At 58.7% G+C, this 17180-nt stretch carries 20 protein-coding genes; 4 read left to right on the top strand and 16 right to left on the bottom strand.

Features of this window, described 5'->3' with window-relative positions:
- Nucleotides 1-4 precede the first annotated feature (4 nt).
- The gene (locus ACODTZ_RS23100) at nucleotides 5-448 is read right to left on the bottom strand and encodes an RrF2 family transcriptional regulator (protein WP_026283096.1); all 444 of its coding nucleotides are present in this window, start codon (nucleotides 446-448) and stop codon (nucleotides 5-7) included.
- A 412-nt stretch (nucleotides 449-860) separates the two neighbouring features.
- Between ACODTZ_RS23100 and ACODTZ_RS23095 the strand changes: the two genes are divergently transcribed.
- The 4 genes from ACODTZ_RS23095 (at nucleotide 861) to ACODTZ_RS23080 (ending at nucleotide 5400) form a co-directional block, all read left to right on the top strand.
- On the top strand, nucleotides 861-1604 hold the full coding sequence (locus tag ACODTZ_RS23095) for a phosphoadenylyl-sulfate reductase (protein WP_489028404.1): 744 nt from the start codon (nucleotides 861-863) through the stop codon (nucleotides 1602-1604).
- Between the two features lie 280 nt (nucleotides 1605-1884).
- The gene (cysD, locus tag ACODTZ_RS23090) at nucleotides 1885-2838 is read left to right on the top strand and encodes a sulfate adenylyltransferase subunit CysD (RefSeq protein ID WP_489028402.1); all 954 of its coding nucleotides are present in this window, start codon (nucleotides 1885-1887) and stop codon (nucleotides 2836-2838) included.
- Between the two features lies 1 nt (nucleotide 2839).
- Entirely contained in the window at nucleotides 2840-4324 is a 1485-nt protein-coding gene (cysN, locus tag ACODTZ_RS23085) for a sulfate adenylyltransferase subunit CysN (RefSeq protein ID WP_489028400.1), read from the top strand.
- A 56-nt stretch (nucleotides 4325-4380) separates the two neighbouring features.
- Complete coding sequence (locus tag ACODTZ_RS23080) at nucleotides 4381-5400, top strand: DMT family transporter (protein ID WP_489028398.1); 1020 nt, start codon at nucleotides 4381-4383, stop codon at nucleotides 5398-5400.
- Between the two features lie 9 nt (nucleotides 5401-5409).
- On the opposite strand, the gene ACODTZ_RS23075 is transcribed toward ACODTZ_RS23080, so the two are convergent.
- The 15 genes from ACODTZ_RS23075 to ACODTZ_RS23005 form a co-directional block, all read right to left on the bottom strand.
- Nucleotides 5410-5919 carry a GNAT family N-acetyltransferase gene (locus ACODTZ_RS23075; protein ID WP_489028396.1) on the bottom strand — a complete coding sequence of 170 codons (510 nt, stop codon included), beginning with the start codon at nucleotides 5917-5919 and terminating at the stop codon, nucleotides 5410-5412.
- 15 nt (nucleotides 5920-5934) lie between these two features.
- Entirely contained in the window at nucleotides 5935-6753 is an 819-nt protein-coding gene (locus ACODTZ_RS23070; protein ID WP_489028394.1) for a bifunctional allantoicase/(S)-ureidoglycine aminohydrolase, read from the bottom strand.
- 152 nt (nucleotides 6754-6905) lie between these two features.
- On the bottom strand, nucleotides 6906-7832 hold the full coding sequence (locus tag ACODTZ_RS23065) for a hypothetical protein (protein WP_489028392.1): 927 nt from the start codon (nucleotides 7830-7832) through the stop codon (nucleotides 6906-6908).
- A 444-nt stretch (nucleotides 7833-8276) separates the two neighbouring features.
- The gene (locus ACODTZ_RS23060; RefSeq protein WP_489028390.1) at nucleotides 8277-9434 is read right to left on the bottom strand and encodes a tyrosine-type recombinase/integrase; all 1158 of its coding nucleotides are present in this window, start codon (nucleotides 9432-9434) and stop codon (nucleotides 8277-8279) included.
- Nucleotides 9434-9973 (bottom strand): hypothetical protein, encoded by a 540-nt coding sequence (locus tag ACODTZ_RS23055; RefSeq protein WP_489028388.1) that lies wholly within the window; start codon nucleotides 9971-9973, stop codon nucleotides 9434-9436. Before ACODTZ_RS23055 ends, ACODTZ_RS23060 begins: the two co-directional genes overlap by 1 nt.
- Before the next feature lie 645 nt (nucleotides 9974-10618).
- On the bottom strand, nucleotides 10619-10942 hold the full coding sequence (locus ACODTZ_RS23050; protein ID WP_489028386.1) for a hypothetical protein: 324 nt from the start codon (nucleotides 10940-10942) through the stop codon (nucleotides 10619-10621).
- Entirely contained in the window at nucleotides 10939-11589 is a 651-nt protein-coding gene (locus ACODTZ_RS23045; protein ID WP_489028384.1) for a hypothetical protein, read from the bottom strand. The genes ACODTZ_RS23050 and ACODTZ_RS23045 overlap by 4 nt, the downstream gene beginning before the upstream one ends.
- Complete coding sequence (locus ACODTZ_RS23040; RefSeq protein ID WP_489028382.1) at nucleotides 11582-12664, bottom strand: hypothetical protein; 1083 nt, start codon at nucleotides 12662-12664, stop codon at nucleotides 11582-11584. The genes ACODTZ_RS23045 and ACODTZ_RS23040 overlap by 8 nt, the downstream gene beginning before the upstream one ends.
- A complete protein-coding gene (locus ACODTZ_RS23035; protein WP_489028380.1) occupies nucleotides 12657-12950 on the bottom strand; it encodes a hypothetical protein in 294 nt (97 codons plus the stop codon). The genes ACODTZ_RS23040 and ACODTZ_RS23035 overlap by 8 nt, the downstream gene beginning before the upstream one ends.
- Nucleotides 12943-13392, bottom strand: a complete 450-nt coding sequence (locus tag ACODTZ_RS23030) for a hypothetical protein (protein ID WP_489028378.1) — start codon at nucleotides 13390-13392, stop codon at nucleotides 12943-12945. The genes ACODTZ_RS23035 and ACODTZ_RS23030 overlap by 8 nt, the downstream gene beginning before the upstream one ends.
- On the bottom strand, nucleotides 13382-14083 hold the full coding sequence (locus ACODTZ_RS23025; protein ID WP_489028376.1) for a hypothetical protein: 702 nt from the start codon (nucleotides 14081-14083) through the stop codon (nucleotides 13382-13384). The genes ACODTZ_RS23030 and ACODTZ_RS23025 overlap by 11 nt, the downstream gene beginning before the upstream one ends.
- A complete protein-coding gene (locus ACODTZ_RS23020) occupies nucleotides 14080-14502 on the bottom strand; it encodes a hypothetical protein (RefSeq protein ID WP_489028374.1) in 423 nt (140 codons plus the stop codon). Before ACODTZ_RS23020 ends, ACODTZ_RS23025 begins: the two co-directional genes overlap by 4 nt.
- On the bottom strand, nucleotides 14499-14819 hold the full coding sequence (locus ACODTZ_RS23015) for a hypothetical protein (protein WP_489028372.1): 321 nt from the start codon (nucleotides 14817-14819) through the stop codon (nucleotides 14499-14501). Before ACODTZ_RS23015 ends, ACODTZ_RS23020 begins: the two co-directional genes overlap by 4 nt.
- On the bottom strand, nucleotides 14816-15358 hold the full coding sequence (locus tag ACODTZ_RS23010; protein WP_489028370.1) for a metallophosphoesterase family protein: 543 nt from the start codon (nucleotides 15356-15358) through the stop codon (nucleotides 14816-14818). The genes ACODTZ_RS23015 and ACODTZ_RS23010 overlap by 4 nt, the downstream gene beginning before the upstream one ends.
- A 178-nt stretch (nucleotides 15359-15536) precedes the next feature.
- Nucleotides 15537-17081, bottom strand: coding sequence for a hypothetical protein (locus ACODTZ_RS23005; RefSeq protein WP_489028368.1), 1545 nt, complete (start codon nucleotides 17079-17081; stop codon nucleotides 15537-15539).
- Between the last annotated feature and the right edge of the window lie 99 nt (nucleotides 17082-17180).

The following is a 17180-nucleotide window of genomic DNA, read 5'->3' as shown; positions in this document are numbered from 1 at the left end:
GCCCTTAGGCCAGCATCCGCGTGACTTCGGCACCGCGCGGCGCTACGGCGTCCGCGATGGTGGTGGAGAACAGCACCTTGCGGGTGGCGTCGGCCACCTTGGCGAAGACGTGGCGGATTTCGCAGTTCTGCTCGCCGTCGCAATCGTCGCACTTGCGGTAGGCGGTGATCGACAGGCAGGGGAGCGGGGCGATCGGGCCGTCGATGATGCGCAGCACTTCGCCGAAGGTGATCATGTCAGCCGGCTTCAGGAGCAGATAGCCGCCCTGCTTGCCGCGGCGGCTGACGACGATACCCTGATGCTTGAGGTCGAGGAGGATCTGCTCGAGGAACTTCTTCGGGATCTTCTGCTGCGCCGCGATATCGGAGATCATCACAGGTTCGCCGTCATCGGCCTCGGCCAGAACGGTGAGCGCCCTAAGCGCGTATTTCGCCTTCTGCGTAATCATTTTCAGCCATCGACACACAAGCGGCGGACACGGATCGTGCCCGGCGGAACTCTTCTTTTTCTTTCTATCTCACGCGCTGGATGAACATAGTTTGAACAAGCGCGCAAAACCCCTGAGAAACAGGCTTTTCAGCCTTGTTTTCAATCTCAAATCAGCAATCTCGAATTTAACCGAAAAAGCGACCCTGCAAGCATCAAATCACATTTCCGATTGACAGGCGACGTGTAACCCTACTAAATCAATAGAGATTAAGGCGCGACGCTGGCCATCCATGCCGGCGCGGCTGCTTTTCTGCATTGCAGCGGCCGGGGAGAGATATTTGCTCCATTCCAGCCTGCTTTCGAAATGCCTGTTTCTGTCCTCTCCATCCCCAAGCTGCGATACTCCTGCCAACATCTAGGACAGGATTCCCATGACTGTTGCTCATACAATCGAAGAAGCGGAAACGCTGAACACTAAGCTTGCAAGCCTATCTCTGGCGGAACGCCTGTCGTTCGTCGCCAGCCTGGGCGGGCGGGTCGTGTTCACGACATCGCTTGGTATCGAAGACCAGGTGATTACCGCCGAGATCGGCAATCACCGACTGCCGATCGACGTCGTGACGCTGCAGACCGGCCGCCTCTTTGCCGAGACGCTCAACCTGATCGACGAGACGGAAAAGCAGTACGACATCCATATCAGCCGCTACGAGCCCGAGCAGGCCGATATCGACGCCTATGCGGCGCAATACGGCCTCAACGGTTTCTACGAGAGCGTCGAAGCCCGGCATGCCTGTTGTGGCGTGCGCAAGCTGAAGCCGCTTGCGCGCGCGCTCAATGGCGCAACCATCTGGATCACCGGCCTGCGCCGCGGCCAATCGGCCAATCGCTCTGAGACGCCGTTTGCCGAATATGACGCCGATCGCCATCTCCTGAAGGTCAACCCGCTGGCCGACTGGGACATCGACGTCATCAAGGCCTACGTCGCCGACAACAGCGTGCCGATCAACCCGCTGCATGCGCGCGGTTACCCGTCGATCGGCTGCGAGCCGTGTACCCGCGCCATCAAGCCCGGCGAGCCCGAGCGCGCCGGCCGCTGGTGGTGGGAACAGGACCAGACGCGCGAATGCGGCCTGCATGTGGCTGAAGAGGCTTCGGCGGTGACGATCGCGCAGTAGAATTGACGATGGTGGGCTTCGTGCTCGGAGCCCCCCTCATCCGCCTGCCGGCACCTTCTCCCCGCTGGGGAGAAGAGACAAGCGGCGCCCCCTTTGCCAGCCTTCCAACACCTCATGGACAGGAAAGGCCAGCGACACGTCCCTTCTCCCCAGCGGGGAGAAGTGCCGGAGCGCCAGCGAGGCGATGAGGGGGCCGCACGGTACAAGGCCAGTGAAGACCGAAACGAAAACAGGGTGAGGCCCGCCTCCCCGCCAAGGAATTGGAAGTCTGGAGTAAGACATGCCCGATAACCGTCCGGATACGGAACTCAGCAATCCGCAGAGCACCAAGCCGCCGCTCGACCCTCATCTGAAGGCGCTCGAAAACGAATCCATCCATATCTTCCGCGAAGTGGCGGCCGAGTTCGAGCGTCCCGTGATGCTCTACTCGATCGGCAAGGATAGCTCGGTGCTGCTGCATCTGGCGCGCAAGGCCTTCTATCCCGGCCGCGTGCCCTTCCCGCTGTTGCACGTCAACACCGGCTGGAAGTTCGCGGAGATGATCACCTTCCGCGACAAGATCGTGAAGGAGTATGATCTCGACCTGATCGAGCATATCAATCCGCGCGGTGCGGCCGAAAACATCACGCCGTTTACCTATGGTTCGGCGCGCTACACCGACATCATGAAGACGGAAGCGCTGCGCAATGCGCTCGACGCCGGCAAGTTCGACGCGGCCTTCGGCGGCGCGCGGCGCGACGAGGAAGCATCCCGCGCCAAGGAGCGCATCTACTCCTTCCGCACCCCCGACCACCGCTGGGATCCGCGCAACCAGCGCCCCGAGCTCTGGAACATCTATAACGGCCAGATCCGCAGCGGAGAGAGCGTGCGCGCCTTCCCGCTGTCGAACTGGACCGAGGTCGACATCTGGCGCTACATCCAGGCGGAAAACATTCCGATCGTGCCGCTCTACTTCGCCGCCAAGCGCCCCTATGTCGAGCGCGACGGCATGATGATCGATGCGACCGATCCGCGCCTGGAGCTGTTGCCCGGCGAGACGAAGCAGGAAGACTTCATCCGCTTCCGCACGCTCGGCTGCTTCCCGCTGACGGGCGCGATCAAGTCCACCGCCACGACGATGGACGACATTATCGCCGAACTTGAAATTGCCACTGTCTCCGAACGCCAGGGCCGCGCCATCGACCGCGACCAGTCCGGCTCCATGGAGAAAAAGAAGCGTGAAGGATATTTCTGAGATGACTGCAGCAGCAACAGCAAGCGCCATCGCCGCCCCCGCCGCCGAGCCCGCCCAGGCCGTGCGCGACACGCGACCGTTGCGCCTCATCACCTGCGGCAGCGTCGATGACGGAAAGTCCACGCTGATCGGACGCCTGCTCTGGGACACCAAGGCTGTCAAGGAAGACCAGGCGGCTACGCTGCGCCGCGATTCCACCGGCAAGCAGAACGATCTCGGCCTGCCCGACTTCGCGCTGCTTCTCGACGGCCTGCAGGCTGAGCGCGAACAGGGCATCACCATCGACGTCGCCTATCGCTATTTCGCGACCGACAAGCGCTCCTTCATCGTTGCCGACACCCCCGGCCACGAGCAGTACACCCGCAACATGGCGACCGGCGCATCCACGGCCGATCTCGCCATCCTGCTGGTCGACGCCCGCGCCGGCATCCTCGAGCAGACGCGCCGTCACGCGACGATCGCCTCGCTGCTCGGGATCAAGCAGTTCGTGCTCGCGGTCAACAAGATCGACCTCACGAACTACGACCGCGCCGGCTTCGACAAGATCGTCCACGAGTTCCGCGAATTCGCGCTGTCTCTCGGCGTCAAGCAGATCACCGCGATCCCGATGTCGGCGCTGAAGGGCGAGAACGTCGTCTATTCCGGCGAGGCTTCGATGCCATGGTATGCCGGCCCGACGCTGGTGGAAACGCTGGAGCCTGCCACCGTGCGCTCGTCGCAGACGGTCGGCTTCCGCCTCTCCGTGCAGCGCGTGTCGCGTCCGGGCGAGAGCTTCCGCGGTTATCAGGGCACGGTTGCCGGCGGCTCGGTAAAGCCGGGTGACAGCGTCATGATCCTGCCGTCGGGCATGGTCGCCAACGTCACCAAGATCGTCACCTTCGACCTCGTGCGCAACGCGGCGGTGGCGGGCGATGCGATCACGCTGGTGCTCGACCGCCAGGTGGACGTGGCGCGCGGCGACATGATCGTTTCGATCGACAGCCAGCCGCAGGTGGGCCTGTCCTTCGATGCGCAGATCGTCGCCTTGCAGCCCGAGGGCATCGAGGCCGGCAAGCGCTACTGGCTGAAGAGCGGCAGCCGCCGCCAGCGCGTTCAGGTTCAGCCTGTCGCGCAGCTGCAGCTGAAGACCGGCACATGGACCTCGGCCGAGACGCTGTACATGAACGCCATCGGCAAGGTGCATCTGACCTTCGACGAAGCGGCGATCTTCGACCCCTATGAGCAGAACCGCTCCTCGGGCGCCTTCATCCTGATCGATCCGGAGACCAACAATACGGTCGCCGGCGGCATGGTGACGGGCAAGCGCTCGGAGCTCAGCGGCCTTCACAGCGGCGACGGCCGCGTGATCCTGTCACTGCCAGCCGATCTCGCCGACCAGATCATGGCCAGCGAGCTGTTTTCCAGCCGCCGCGACGAGGCGGAGGTGCGCCGGATGACGGCGGCGGAGGCCGCCAACCTCTGGACCAACGCCGGCGGTGATATCTAGTACGACGAGTTGAGACGGGGCCGATCGGCCCCGTTTTCTTTTGGGGAGGCAAGGGCATGCGTGGCATCGCAATACCGGTAAGGCCTGTCTCGTCATCCAGCAGCACGGCTGGACGCGCCATGTCCTCGCAGGATTGGAGCCGGCTGCTGCTGCTCGGCGCGCTCTGGGGTGGCTCGTTCTTCATCGGGCGGATAACCGTTGCAGAGATCTCGCCGCTGGCGCTGGTCTTCTACCGGGTATCGATCGCGGCGCTGGCGCTGCATCTCTGGCTGAAGCTTCGCGGCCTGTCCTTCGCCCCGGTGCTGGCGCACCCGGCCGGCTTCCTCGGCTTGGCGCTGCTGAACAACGTGATCCCGTTTTCGCTGATATTCGCCGGGCAGACCGAGATCGGCGCAGGCCTCGCCTCGATCTTCTACGCGACGACGCCGCTCTGGACGGTCTTCGTCGCCACCATGCTTGCGAAAGACGAGAGGCTGTCGGTGGCGGCACTCGCTGGCATCGCGCTCGGCATCGCCGGTGCTGCGGTGCTGATCGGCCCCGGCCTGATCTCCAATCTCGGCGGGCCGCTATGGGCCAAGCTCGCGGTCATCGGCGCTTCCATCTCCTATGCGTTCGGCGTCGTGCTCGCGAGGCGCTTCCGCAGCATCGGCGCCGAGGTGATCGCCACCGGCCAGCTGACGGTCTCGAGCCTGCTGATGCTGCCCGTCGTCGCCCTCTTCTGCGCGCCTGATGACATCATCCCCGTGAGCGGAACGACATGGCTGGCGATCACGATCCTCGGTCTCCTGTGCACGGCGCTCGCCTTTATCCTCTACTTCAGCCTCATCGCCTCGGCCGGCGCGACCAATGCCTCGCTGGTGACGCTGCTGGTGCCGGTGAGCGCGACGCTGTTGGGCGCGCTCTTTCTCGGCGAGCGGCTGCGGATGTTTGAGCTTGCGGGAATGGCGCTGATCATGAGCAGCCTGATCGTGATCGACGGCCGGGTGTTGCGGCGGCTCATCGGTGGCGGCGAGATCCGGCGGATGACGGCGGCGCAGGCGGTGCGGCGCTGGCCTTATGCGGCGAGCGATATTTGACGACAGGCGCTAGCGCGTCGCGCGTTCCATGACGATATCCGTCTGCACGTCATCGCCCACCGTGAACGTCGTACTACCGACCGGCACGAAGCCGACCTTGTTGTAGAAGGCGATGGCGCGGGCGTTCTTTTCGTAGACCGTCAATTGCAGGCGCTCCACATCGCGCGCCGCGCACTCGGCGACAACAGCATCGAGCAGGCGGCTGGCGAGGCCCTGGCCGCGCCAGGCGGTGTCGATGTAGATGCGGCTGAGGAGGCTGGCATCAGCCTCCGATGGCGAGACGACGAGATAGGCGTAGCCGGCAATCGTGTCACGATCCGTCGCCAGAAAGACGGCGGCTCCGGGATCGGCGATTTCGGCGGCCTGGATGTCCGGCCTAAACGCCTTGGTAACGTAGGCCTCGAGATCGGCGGCCGGCGTATCCTCGCCATAGGTGGCGCGGAACAGGCGGGCGGCGAAATGGCTGAGTGCCACCGCGTCCGCCGCTTGGGCCCGTCTGATCTCGATCGTTGCCGTCATCCCGATTGCCTCGGCTTAGAACAGCGGCATGTGCCGGTTGACGTCCTTGTAGAGCAGGTAGCGGAAGCGGCCGGGGCCGCCGGCGTAGCAGGCCTGCGGGCAGAAGGCGCGCAGCCACATGTAATCGCCGGCCTCGACCTCGACCCAATCCTTGTTGAGCCGATAGACCGCCCTGCCCTCGAGCACGTAGAGACCGTGCTCCATGACGTGGGTTTCCATGAAGGGAATGACGCCGCCGGGCTCGAGCGTGACGATGGTGACGTGCATGTCGTAGCGCAGGTCGGCAGGATCGATGAAGCGGGTGGTGGCCCACACGTCGTCGGTATCGGGCATCGACTGCGGCGGGTTCTGGTCTTCATGAGTGAAGAGTGCCGGTGGCGGCTCCAGGCCATCGACCGGCTGGAAGGCCTTGCGGATCCAGTGGAACTTGGCGGCATCAGCGCCCTTGTTCCACAACGTCCACTTCGAGCCGGCAGGCAGAAAGGCGAAGGAGCCGGGACGCAGCACGTGGGTTGCGCCCTCGTGATCGACCGTGACCTCGCCGTCGACGACGAAGAGCACGCCTTCGGCGCGCTTTTCCGGCTCCGGCCGATCACTGCCGCCGCCGGGCTGCACTTCCATGATGTATTGTGAGAAGGTCTCGGAGAAGCCGGTCATCGGGCGGGAGATCACCCAGGCGCGCGTGCCCTGCCAATGGGGCAGATAGCTGGTGACGATATCGGTCATCACGCTGCGCGGGATGACGGCATAAGCCGTCGTGAACACCGCCTTGCTCGACAAAAGATCGGTCTGCGGCGGCAGGCCGCCCATGCTGGAATAATAATCTCTGCTCATCGGTCCGCTTCTCATGACATTTGCGACATCAAGCTTTAAGCGCGAGATTCCAACGAGGCAATATGCGGATTGGCGGAAGTGTTTTTCTGTCCGGGAGACCATGGCGCCATGAGCCAGGCGGCCTCACCACGACGCTCATCGCGAAAGCGGCATCAGGCCGCTTTCTTGGCACCATCAACCGGCAACGGCTGCGCCGTGCGCGTGACCGTGTATAGTTCCGCCTCGGCGATTTCCTTTGCGAAACGCTGACGGAATGGGATGTAGTGCGGCCTTCCGATCGGCGCGGAAATACAAGACAGGTGTGAATTGTCGCCAACAAATCGTTGGCCCGCTCGATCAAAGCCGATGGTCGAATAGTAGTAAGGAAGTTGCCCTTCCTCGATAAGGTTCGCCAAAATCAGGTTCAGAACCGACTGCTCGGGGCAGAACCATCTGTATTCCTCGTGATGATCGCCGACCAAAGGCGGAAGAATAAACTTCTGCACCTTGCACAGTGCGAGCCAGTACAGCAGTATTTCCTTGGCGGCCGGCGTGTTCCTGGACACGATCCTGTTGACGATATGCATCGGGAAATTGCAGGAAAACACCGTGTTCCCGCCAATTTCGACGATCTGGCGACCGCTCGCGTGTTGCGCGACCTTTCGGCGCTGATCCTCACACTCGCGGCCCACGAAGAAGTCATGAACATCGCCCGTTCCGGCAACGAATTCCGGAATGTTTTCCATGGCGACCCGCAGGCCGGGATACTTGCCAATATTGGCGTCCGTGTAGATCACGAGGTCATTCTTGTTCATCGATTGCAGAGCATGAAGCAAGACGAACGGCTTCCACGCGCACATGCCGATCGTGTGCAGGCCCGGATTTTTCGGCAAGGCGTACTTGTCGTCATAGCGCTGCACCAGATCCTCGGCACCCAAGGCGCGGAGTTTTCGCGGCGTATAGGCCTCAAACTCGCATCCCTGCGATAGAACGAGCGCCTTTAGATCTTCCATGGATTGGTCCAGCGGCAGACCATCATCATGGGGAAAACCTTCGGTGTGGAAAGTAATGACCTTTATTCTGGTAATCATGGCCTGCATTCCCCCACGCCTATTTGGCTCGCTCAGAATAGCTATCGTTTTATGGTTAACAGATTGTTACCACTGGCATGCGACTAATCTACGCACGCAATACGGGTCATTAGAGCGAGCCGCTCGGATTCGTGAAATATTGCGACAGAAGCCCGATGGCAGCAATCGCAGACTGACCTGTCCGTGAGGATATTCGCGCGAGGCGTATTTTAATCTTGCAGATGATATTGGGGATCGGCGAATCCGGGTGGCAGACGGGAAGAAAACCGTGCCAGTTTAGACAAGTATGGGCAAGGCCGACAGAGTTCTGCCATTGCCAACGTCAGAATACAGGAAGTCAGAAATTCGGGATCGGGTGGAAAATCCTGCAATGCCGGGATTTTCAGCTGGTCGGAGTGAGAGGATTCGAACCTCCGACCCCCACGTCCCGAATTTTGTTGACGACCCCAGCAATTACGCTGCTTTCCTTGTTTTCTGGGAGTTTACAGACATTTTGATCCGACTTGGTTTTGGCTCATTTGACTTGTTTATCCCGGTATCTCCCGGTTGGTTTTTGCCGTAGCTAAACTCGTCGTTGGTGTCTTTCTCCTTCGGCGTCTTCCCGATGCCACCACTTGTGATTGCGTCGTCAATGCCCTGTTGATGATGGACGCGGTGCTTCCCATAAACCTTATCCAGCATCTCCATCGACATTCCTAAGAAGCCGCTAATGTCATGGATAGACAGTTCGGACTTGCGCATCATCCAAGTCGCGGCTGTGTGACGGAAGGAGTGGGGCACAAGCTTTCTGTCGGGGAAGAGTTCCTTGATCAATCGGCTCAGGGAATTGCTTTCACTAATCGGCTGACCGTTATACTCAATGGGATATCGCTTACCGGCTTTATACCAGCGACGCATATAGCGAAGCAGCCGTCGAGGAATTCTAATAGACGGTGCGGATTTGTTTCTTGCCACCTCTTCACCTGGTGCTGCCCGGTGATACACCCCACGCTCCAGGTCGATCCACGGCCTGCCCTCTTCACGGATGAAGGACGCGGTGAACATTCGCCTGGAGCGTGTCCCCGTGTATGTCGCCATTAGAATGTACGGGATGAGATGGAGGCGCGGCTGGGATGTTGTCCGCACCTGAGTGCCAGCCTTGCCCGTATTCTTCGACTTATTCTCGTTGTGGGTATACAGCTTATAACTGCGACAAGCGCGGATCATTTTAGCGATATCGTCACGCTCGAAGTAGTCAGCTCGGGCTTTCGGTTTTTTCGGCAGCGTGACCTTCACTACACGATCAATGACGCGGTCCTCTTGTGCGATGTTCAATGCGCGTCGAAGATACTCAAGCTTGTTTCGCCCAGCAGTAGGGCTCGAACAATCTGCGGCGAATTTTCGGCAACTGGATCGTGTTATATCGCCGACCGTCTTGTCGCCCCACCACTCTATGAGATGGAGTATGTACGAGTTGACTTCCTTCGGCCTAGAAAGAGGTTTCCTGCCGGTCTTCTCGTCCTCGACTTCAAGGTCGACAACCTCGGTAAGGAAATGCGACAAGACGTCAGCAATCGGAACGTCATCAGTCCTACGATGGCGTTCGATTGGCTCTTCGGACGTCCTTTCCATCATCCATTCTGCAAAGACTTTTTGAGCCTCATCGCCTTGGCTAGCGCCGCACTTTGTGCTTTTGCGAGCCTGTCGTCCCGTATCTTCGTTGAAGTATCTGATAACCCAGACGGCTTGCTCAACAGAACCGTTCTTGTTGCGACGCTCGGGTTCGAGATCGAGATAGGGTTGCTTGCGTCCACGCGGCATGCGGTCATCCATTCTTTGAGATATCGACGAGTAACGAAGAGATTTTTATTGGGCTTGAAACCTACGAGCTGGCCTTTGCGGATCGCTTCACGAAGCATACCGTCAGTCATGGTGTCGGACGGTATCGAGGGGCCCAGCAGGTACTTCTTACCGCCCATCTCCGGCAGGCAAAGCGCGTCCTCAATCCGAAGAAACTTGTCTTCGTGAGGATCATCTTCTTCGAGATTGCGATCCAGTTCTTCAAGCAATCGATTGATCCGCTCGATACGCGCTGCCTCCTCTGAGAGCAGCTTGTCGATCTCGGCCTGCAGCTTTTCGATATCCACGTCGTCTTTGTTGTTGTCATTCATTCCTTGCACTCTGTTGCGACGGCAGACGTGTATCTCCCGGTAAACGTGGAGGCAATACACCCGAAACAGAAAGCAATTATTTTTCAATAAGTTACTCGATACAAATGTCATCCATTTCGAGATTTGGATGACATTTGTTTGCGGGGGTGTGACAACTCATTGATCTTAAATGTGATCAGCAATGAAGTGGAAATTCCCACCTGATTACTGAAACCGGGCTCGGGGATTTTTAATCTACGCGACGGCTGCAACGACGCGATCTATAATGCTCGGTATGGCACCACCTGATCTCACCCGCATCCGACAAGGCTACCACTCCGTCATCTCAGAGTTGCGATCCCGCATGTCGGATGAACAGATCACGGACATCCTGGAGCGATATCTAGCAGGTGCGTGAGATCGCGACGAGGCCATGGACGCGTTGGATTTAGACTACCTGGGGACGCTCTATGAGCTGGTCGGCTCTATCAAATCGAGGCACCGGAGCCCGATCCGGTCGAGGAAGCCCGCCAGGCCGAAATGCTGCGGCTCTTGCTGAATGGTGAAGAGGTTCCGGCCGAGCTTCGGCAACCGGCGGCCTGGCGGGTCCGTCATTAGAGACTTTGGAAGCTAGGGCCTTTTAGGTTCCGTCAGCGGCTTTGGATGTCAAGGTTTGCTGGGTTTCTGGTATTCGTGGAAACCTAGAGCTTGGACAAGTTCGCCCATCAGCCTGTCGACGGCGTCATCCTGTTCGGGGCTGCCATCATTGTCCCAACTCACGGAATAACCTGGACGGTGATCGACACACATTTCGAGCTGAAAATTGACGTCGCCGATGGCCGTGATCTTTTCGAGGAAATCCAGAAGGATCGGATACTGGTGCTCATCCAAGATGACAGAGCAGCCTGGGCCGAGCATGTGACCGCAGAGGAATTCAAGCGTCGTCGTGTAGTCAATGAGTTCGGCATTCGCGGCGCGGAAGCTTGTCATTCCGGTAATCTCCTCTGCGAACGCGACCAGGCGGAAACGTCCAGAATCTTGCCGTCTTTCTCTACGTCCAAGGGCGCGGCAAGATGAGCATGCCGGTCGCATAAAGTTAAGCAGATCATGTCGCCATACCGCAAGCGTGCGGGCGCTCCGCACTCCTGACAAGTTCCAAGGCTCCGACCGTATGCAACCCCCTTCGCATGCTCGACATACCGCTGGATGCTGTCGTCGTAATCGCAGAACAAGTGCAGGGCTCCGAATTTTTCCTTGCCCCACCGGAGTTTGCAGGATCGACCGCTGTCGTTGAAATCTCGCAGGTGATCACAAAACTCTCGGAGAATGAGGCCCCACCCGGGCCCGAATTCGAGGCCTCGCAGCTCGGGTCCATCGTCGGCTTGATAAACGTCGGCGTATCCGGTTTTGAAATCTGCGAACGTGCGGCGGCGCATCTCGACCTTGTAGCGCTCGATATCGTTTTTCGTGAAGACGAATTTCGTCAGATCGTTCCAAACGTTTCCGTCGTGCTGTTGCCAGGTGGGCACTCCTTGCTCGGGCAGGACGTCGCCGACGTCAACGATATAGGCGAGTGTGGACGGCATGATGCCGATCTTTTCGGCAGCCTCGCGAAGACCGAAGGTTTCATCAGACATCGCGTGTCCTCGTTCTGATCGAAAGCACCAAGTCGCGAACGCGTGCCTTCAGCTCCGCATCCTGGTTTCCGGTCCACGGTCGGTCGTCAAGATCGATCACGAGGCCGCCAAGTTCATAAGCAGCGTAAAGTCGGACGCTCGGTTCCGTGTCGCCGTACAGTGCAACAATCTGATAGAGGCAAGCATCGAGCAGTGGCAACCGTGTTTCAGCGATATCGATTTCGGCGAATTCTGGCACCAGGTCCGGATACCTTCGACGGATATCCTCCTCTGTCACGTTGCCCCGCTTGGCTGTAGCAGCGACAACGCGCTCGGCGTCATCATTTTCTGGGTCGCCGTATCCGTTACCTACGCGCAGACGTTCGACAGCCTCGCCGGTTGCCTGGCGCTCTGGAGACATCTCTGCCCATCGACGCTCGAAATCTTGAAAGTGTTGGTCGCACAGCGTCTTTCGCCAGCCGCTCCAACGAAGCTCCCCAGTCTGTCCGCACTGCTCACAAACCTTCAAGGACTGTTCGAAGGCCTGCTTCTCAGCCGCGCTGCATTGCTCTTGGCTAACCGGATCGCATCGATAAGAGAGTGAGAGGCCGCCCCACTTCTCGCCCGCGCTAAGAAAGCTATAGCCAAACTGACTGCTGCAAGCGAAATGGAACCGCTCGACAATCCGGTGCCAGCCGACGTCACAGGTCATCTTCGCCCGCAGTTCTCGCATGTGCCGGACATAGGCGAGGAGACCAACATGAACGGCGATACGGCAATACGACTGCGAATAGTCGCCCTCCAAGTCGGCAGCGGTCTGCTGCGACCAAGCCTTGATCGCTTCGTCAGTGCGGTGATCGTCAACCGGGTTGAAGTCTGCAAACGCCTGTATGTCAGCGACGATCTCGTCAGAATAGTCTCGCCAGGCCCCATCGTAGAATTGACGAAGCAGCTGGTCGATATCGGCGTCTGCCTTCCTCGCGACACCGGGATACAGCTCTGTGAGCACGGGTTCCGCCAGCTCCTGCAACGGCTCCATCCGTAGCGGTTGGCGACGGTCATGGATGATCCGGCCGCCGACGATCCGGTCACGCATCGACAACCTCCAGCCGTTCGCGTTCAGCTGTCCAGAGCCGGTCGCTGATTTTGAAGATTACCTGGGAGACGACCATCGCTTTTTCGATGCCGGACAAGTGCGGGAAATAAGGGATCGCGAAAGATTTGCGGCGCTCCAACTCGCGGCGCTGATCGAACTGAAGATCGACGGTGGCGGCAAGATAAGCGTCGACAGCTTCAGTGATACGGGCAGCTTCACGGAAACGGGCCGTGATCAGGTGCTGATAAGCTGCTTCCTGCTGCGGCGTGCGAACGAACTCACTCATTGAAAGGGTCTCCCTGGCGGCCGCCTGCGATCCACTTTAGACGGTGATCGCCATGCCGCTGGCAAAGCGTTTGATACAAACCACCGAAGTTTCCCAGCGCCCCTTTGTCGCCACACAACTCGCACGTTTTCAGGCTCTTGCTGATCGTGCGGTTGCTGATCTCGGAGAGGTCCGCAGCCAGCGCCTTCGTGAACTTGTAGCTCTCACGGCGCGGGCGGACATACACACGAAGGTCGCCGAGCTTCTCCTTGATCTGCTTCACCTGCGCCCGCGCCGTCATGGAATGCTTGTCGAGAGACTTTTCGATATCAGGAAGGGCCTTGGCAACCAACGGCAGCCAACCGTCGTCAATTGCGAAGACGATATCCGGCATCAGGATGCGGACGTGCTTCTCACGCAAGCGAGCGATGAATTCCTCGCGGTCGAAATTGTCAGGGAGCATCGGAGCCTCCGAAATTGTGCTTTCGGGTCGCTTCGTCCGTGAGCATTTCAAGATCGGCGATCATCTCGTTGACCTCCATCTGTAAGCCGATGAAGGCATACGTCAGGTCAACGTAACGGACGCGGACGAACAGTGCTCCGTCGTCCATCTCGACCCTCGTGATCAAGACCTTGCCGACGACCTCGTAACGTTCGACGACTCGCAAGATCGAGCGAAGAGTGTTGGAAACAAGATCGAACAGGTGATCAGGAACGTGCAGATCGATTGCCTTGCCGTGGCCTTCAGGAAACAACGGACGGCACTCGGCATACAGATCAGCTGCGCGGCGAACCTTCGCGGCAGCCTCGTCAGCGTGATCGGGACACCAAGCGTTGCCGTCTTCCATTGCGCCCGAATTTCCACAAACCTCGCACGTCTTCTGCGACAAACCGTACAAAGTGCGCTGTGCAACGCGAAGAGCAGCATCCTGCTGCGGGTGCCAGCGCGACTGCTCCGGGAAAGCGAGCGCACGCAATCCGTCCGGACCACGCTCGAACCGCACACTGACAGCAGTGTTCAGATCGCCGATCCCTTCGAGAGCGAGCAGGAAGTCGTCGATGAGCGCTACCCAACCGTCAGGTAGACCGTCGATGGATGAGTGGTAGTAGCGCTTATAGATGGTCCGCAGGTGTTCGATGTTTTCAGGCTTCATTGCACCGACCTCGCTTCAAACTTCGACAGCCGCTGCTCGGAACAGCGCTCGCACAGCCGCTGCTGGTTGCTGCCCGGCTCTTGGACGATGATGTGGGACGGGCCAGCACAGACTTCGCAGGTCTCAGTAACTGCGTCGTTAAACACGGAAACTGCCTCAATCAAAGCGACCGCCTTCTCGCTATTCCACGCGGCAAGCCCCGGATTCGGCGACACGAACGCAAGTGCAAAACCGCCTCCGAACTGGATCATAAGAAAGAGCGGCGAGCCGTACTCCCCGTGGATTGGCGGCTGAATTTCGTTCAGCGCTTCCATCAGCTCCTCTGTGATGGCGACCCAGCCGTCAGGCATCTTGGCCAACTCGTGCCGCCAGAGGCGCGGGTAGAGGCAGCGCAGACGTTTGATATCGGCGTCCTTCATCGCGCTGCCTCCGTATCCTTTTCGAAGCGCTCGATGGCTTTGATAAGCCGCACCGCCTGATCCCCCGACCAGACGTCGTAAGGCTTTACCGGTCGGACATACGCGAGGTAGCGACCGTCAACGAACAGCCACTGGACATCAACATACGGGCGATGGCTGTTCATCGGATTGTGGTCGACTTCCAGCTTCTGGATATCGCGGAGATCACAGAACAGTTCGTTCATTGAGCCAAGCCATTCCTGCGGCAGCGCCAGCAACTGTTCGTCTGCATACTGCGGAAAAGCCTCGATCAGACGGTTCACCGAACTCGGGTTCATGCGAACACCTCATCGTCCAACATGTCAGAGGTCAGATGCCAGAACCTGCAGGGTGCGTAGCCCGTATCGCTGCAATCAACACCTACATCGCGGCTGCGTCCATGGTTCGGCAGGCGACCGTGACTGTGTCCGAAAAAATGCCACGACCCGTGGTGAGATGCCGACCAGATCCGCATTGCATAGTGGAAGAGAATGACGCGCTCGCCTTCTTGGCGGGCCTCAGCATAGTGACTGGGCGGCTGATCCCATGCGAGAGATGCCAGCGAACGGCGGACGGAGCCGTCGTTTGCCAAATCATGGTTGCCGAGAACTAAGCGTTTCCGCCCCTTCAGCTGGTCGAAGATAGCCTTCGTGCGGTCTTCACTGTGGTAGGAAAAATCACCCAAATGCCAAACGATATCATGGTCGCGAACGACTGCGTTCCACGCGTCAATCAGATGACGATCCATCTCATCGGTCGACGAGAACGGACGATCCTTGAGCATGAGCTGATGGCCGAAGTGGCTATCGGCCGTGAAAAACTGATTGGTAAACGCCATTGTCCTGCGAGTCCTTTATTCATGTCGATTCAAATCCAGGCCCGCAATCGCGGGCATCCACAGCGTCAGGCTATGGATAGGTCTCTTCTGGATGTGGTTATCGACATGACTCGCATTTCACGGTGCCTTTCGGGGCAACAATAGCTGGAATGCATACAACCATGGGGGAGTCCACGGATCAAGCAGATTCTTTAGGAAGATTAATCGAAAGCTTCCGCTGCTCCTGTGTCCGCTGCCAAAGCTTCAAGGAGATGCCCAACGCCCTCTCGTAAATCGAGATCATACGTAGGACGTCGGCCTTCTCCCACGCCTCAACTGTTGCCGACAGCATCCGCTGTTTGTTTTCGTTACTCGCGTATTTCAAGCCGTGAATAGCGAAAGCAAACTGCCTCCGGTCGTCAACCAACACGTTGAGGGTCTTGAAAGGACGGTCCCATTGCTTTGCGAAGCCGTCAAAAAGAGTCCGTTGATCTAGTGCGGCGACATCGCCAGCCGCTGCTCTTCTGAGCACATCGAAGTCGCGATCTTCAAACTCAGAGAGCATATCGCGGATGATGTATTCTTGCTCGGCGAAATGAACCAGCTTTTCCATCGGCTTCTTGGACTGCATTTCTGACCACCTCGCAAAGCCGACACCGACCCCATAATCGTCGATTAGACCTGTGATCGCGTTTGTCGGATCGCCGCTTCTTGCAGCGACGATGTAATCCGTCCAAGACTTCATCAGAGTAATGGGGTCATATTCGGTGAGAGTGACCGCGCGAGCGACCAGTGACACGGCGGGGTGATCTGATTTAGCCAACCCCGGCCAGGATGCTCTCAAGCGAGATTTCTCGGTCTCGGAGATGTCAGCGATCCGGACACCCGCTAACGGTCGACCGGTAGGCTCTACGCATACCGTGAAGTAGGTTTTGTCAGTGTCGACGTCTCGATGTTTGGAAACGGTCGAGCGGAAGCTGCGGACGCTCGCCTTGATGTCCTTTTGAATAGGCTCAATGAGGCGGGCCTGCAGGTTACCCAGGTGTCCGTCCCAGTCGTACTTACAGATCGCAGCGAACGTCTTCGGATCGAGATCAATTGGCTTGATGGCAGCCTCATCGAAACCCGCTATCCTCGCCAGCCGTGGATAGATTACAGACGTGTAGCGGGATCGAAACTTGGCGACCGCGTCTAATTCGATTTCGGTGTACTCCCGAGCTTCTCGCCAGGAGTACATGTAAACCGGATCAGGTCGGAAGGTGATCTGCTTACCGACGACCTGGCATGACATCAACGGCAGTGCCTTGGCCGCACGGTAACGGTAGCTGTCGTCAATGCGGAAATCTGCTTTGGTCTGATCGATGGCGACGACGAGTGCTGGAATACGGTCTTTTCGTTCACCAAGGAACCGAGCTGCATCCGCCAGCTGAAGATCGAACACCTCTTTTTCGGAATTCCATTCGCTACCAATCTTTGCCAGCATCAAATAGTAAAGCGCCCACGCGCGAGCCGAGAGATCGCCGCCTTCCACGAGCCGCATGCTCTTCCAAAGTCGCCTTGCAATCTTCAGTGTCGGCCGTTGGTTCTCTCGTGTTGAAGGGTCGACAATAGCCTCGAAGCTTGCGGCCTTTAGAACACTCCTACGAAGACGGGGCGCATCGACGGGGCTGTGTGTTTCAAAATGATTGTAGTCAATTTGGCGACCGCCGCCGACGGCGCGTCTCTGACGGATTGTAATAGACATGCTGTTGTCTTCAACGGCGATAAGATGATTGTTCGCCGTGGCGGAGCCTACCGCAAGACCTTTTTTGACAAATTGTAACGCGGGTTTTGCCCTCAAGTG

The organism is Rhizobium sp. FG113 (genome assembly GCF_057809895.1).
Note: the sequence above shows the minus strand (reverse complement) of the source record. Positions and strands in the feature narration are given on the sequence as shown.

What these genes read in the sequence shown, in the direction of transcription:
- ACODTZ_RS23100 (WP_026283096.1), bottom strand. Translation starts at nt 448, where the DNA reads ATGATTACGCAGAAGGCGAAATACGCGCTTAGGGCGCTCACCGTTCTG.
- ACODTZ_RS23035 (WP_489028380.1), bottom strand. Translation starts at nt 12,950, where the DNA reads ATGAGTGAGTTCGTTCGCACGCCGCAGCAGGAAGCAGCTTATCAGCAC.
- ACODTZ_RS23010 (WP_489028370.1), bottom strand. Translation starts at nt 15,358, where the DNA reads ATGGCGTTTACCAATCAGTTTTTCACGGCCGATAGCCACTTCGGCCAT.
- ACODTZ_RS23095 (WP_489028404.1), top strand. Translation starts at nt 861, where the DNA reads ATGACTGTTGCTCATACAATCGAAGAAGCGGAAACGCTGAACACTAAG.
- cysD (WP_489028402.1), top strand. Translation starts at nt 1,885, where the DNA reads ATGCCCGATAACCGTCCGGATACGGAACTCAGCAATCCGCAGAGCACC.
- ACODTZ_RS23040 (WP_489028382.1), bottom strand. Translation starts at nt 12,664, where the DNA reads ATGCGTGACCGGATCGTCGGCGGCCGGATCATCCATGACCGTCGCCAA.
- ACODTZ_RS23030 (WP_489028378.1), bottom strand. Translation starts at nt 13,392, where the DNA reads ATGCTCCCTGACAATTTCGACCGCGAGGAATTCATCGCTCGCTTGCGT.
- ACODTZ_RS23065 (WP_489028392.1), bottom strand. Translation starts at nt 7,832, where the DNA reads ATGCAGGCCATGATTACCAGAATAAAGGTCATTACTTTCCACACCGAA.
- ACODTZ_RS23070 (WP_489028394.1), bottom strand. Translation starts at nt 6,753, where the DNA reads ATGAGCAGAGATTATTATTCCAGCATGGGCGGCCTGCCGCCGCAGACC.
- cysN (WP_489028400.1), top strand. Translation starts at nt 2,840, where the DNA reads ATGACTGCAGCAGCAACAGCAAGCGCCATCGCCGCCCCCGCCGCCGAG.
- ACODTZ_RS23080 (WP_489028398.1), top strand. Translation starts at nt 4,381, where the DNA reads ATGCGTGGCATCGCAATACCGGTAAGGCCTGTCTCGTCATCCAGCAGC.
- ACODTZ_RS23060 (WP_489028390.1), bottom strand. Translation starts at nt 9,434, where the DNA reads ATGGAAAGGACGTCCGAAGAGCCAATCGAACGCCATCGTAGGACTGAT.
- ACODTZ_RS23050 (WP_489028386.1), bottom strand. Translation starts at nt 10,942, where the DNA reads ATGACAAGCTTCCGCGCCGCGAATGCCGAACTCATTGACTACACGACG.
- ACODTZ_RS23025 (WP_489028376.1), bottom strand. Translation starts at nt 14,083, where the DNA reads ATGAAGCCTGAAAACATCGAACACCTGCGGACCATCTATAAGCGCTAC.
- ACODTZ_RS23055 (WP_489028388.1), bottom strand. Translation starts at nt 9,973, where the DNA reads ATGAATGACAACAACAAAGACGACGTGGATATCGAAAAGCTGCAGGCC.
- ACODTZ_RS23020 (WP_489028374.1), bottom strand. Translation starts at nt 14,502, where the DNA reads ATGAAGGACGCCGATATCAAACGTCTGCGCTGCCTCTACCCGCGCCTC.
- ACODTZ_RS23045 (WP_489028384.1), bottom strand. Translation starts at nt 11,589, where the DNA reads ATGTCTGATGAAACCTTCGGTCTTCGCGAGGCTGCCGAAAAGATCGGC.
- ACODTZ_RS23005 (WP_489028368.1), bottom strand. Translation starts at nt 17,081, where the DNA reads ATGTCTATTACAATCCGTCAGAGACGCGCCGTCGGCGGCGGTCGCCAA.
- ACODTZ_RS23075 (WP_489028396.1), bottom strand. Translation starts at nt 5,919, where the DNA reads ATGACGGCAACGATCGAGATCAGACGGGCCCAAGCGGCGGACGCGGTG.
- ACODTZ_RS23015 (WP_489028372.1), bottom strand. Translation starts at nt 14,819, where the DNA reads ATGAACCCGAGTTCGGTGAACCGTCTGATCGAGGCTTTTCCGCAGTAT.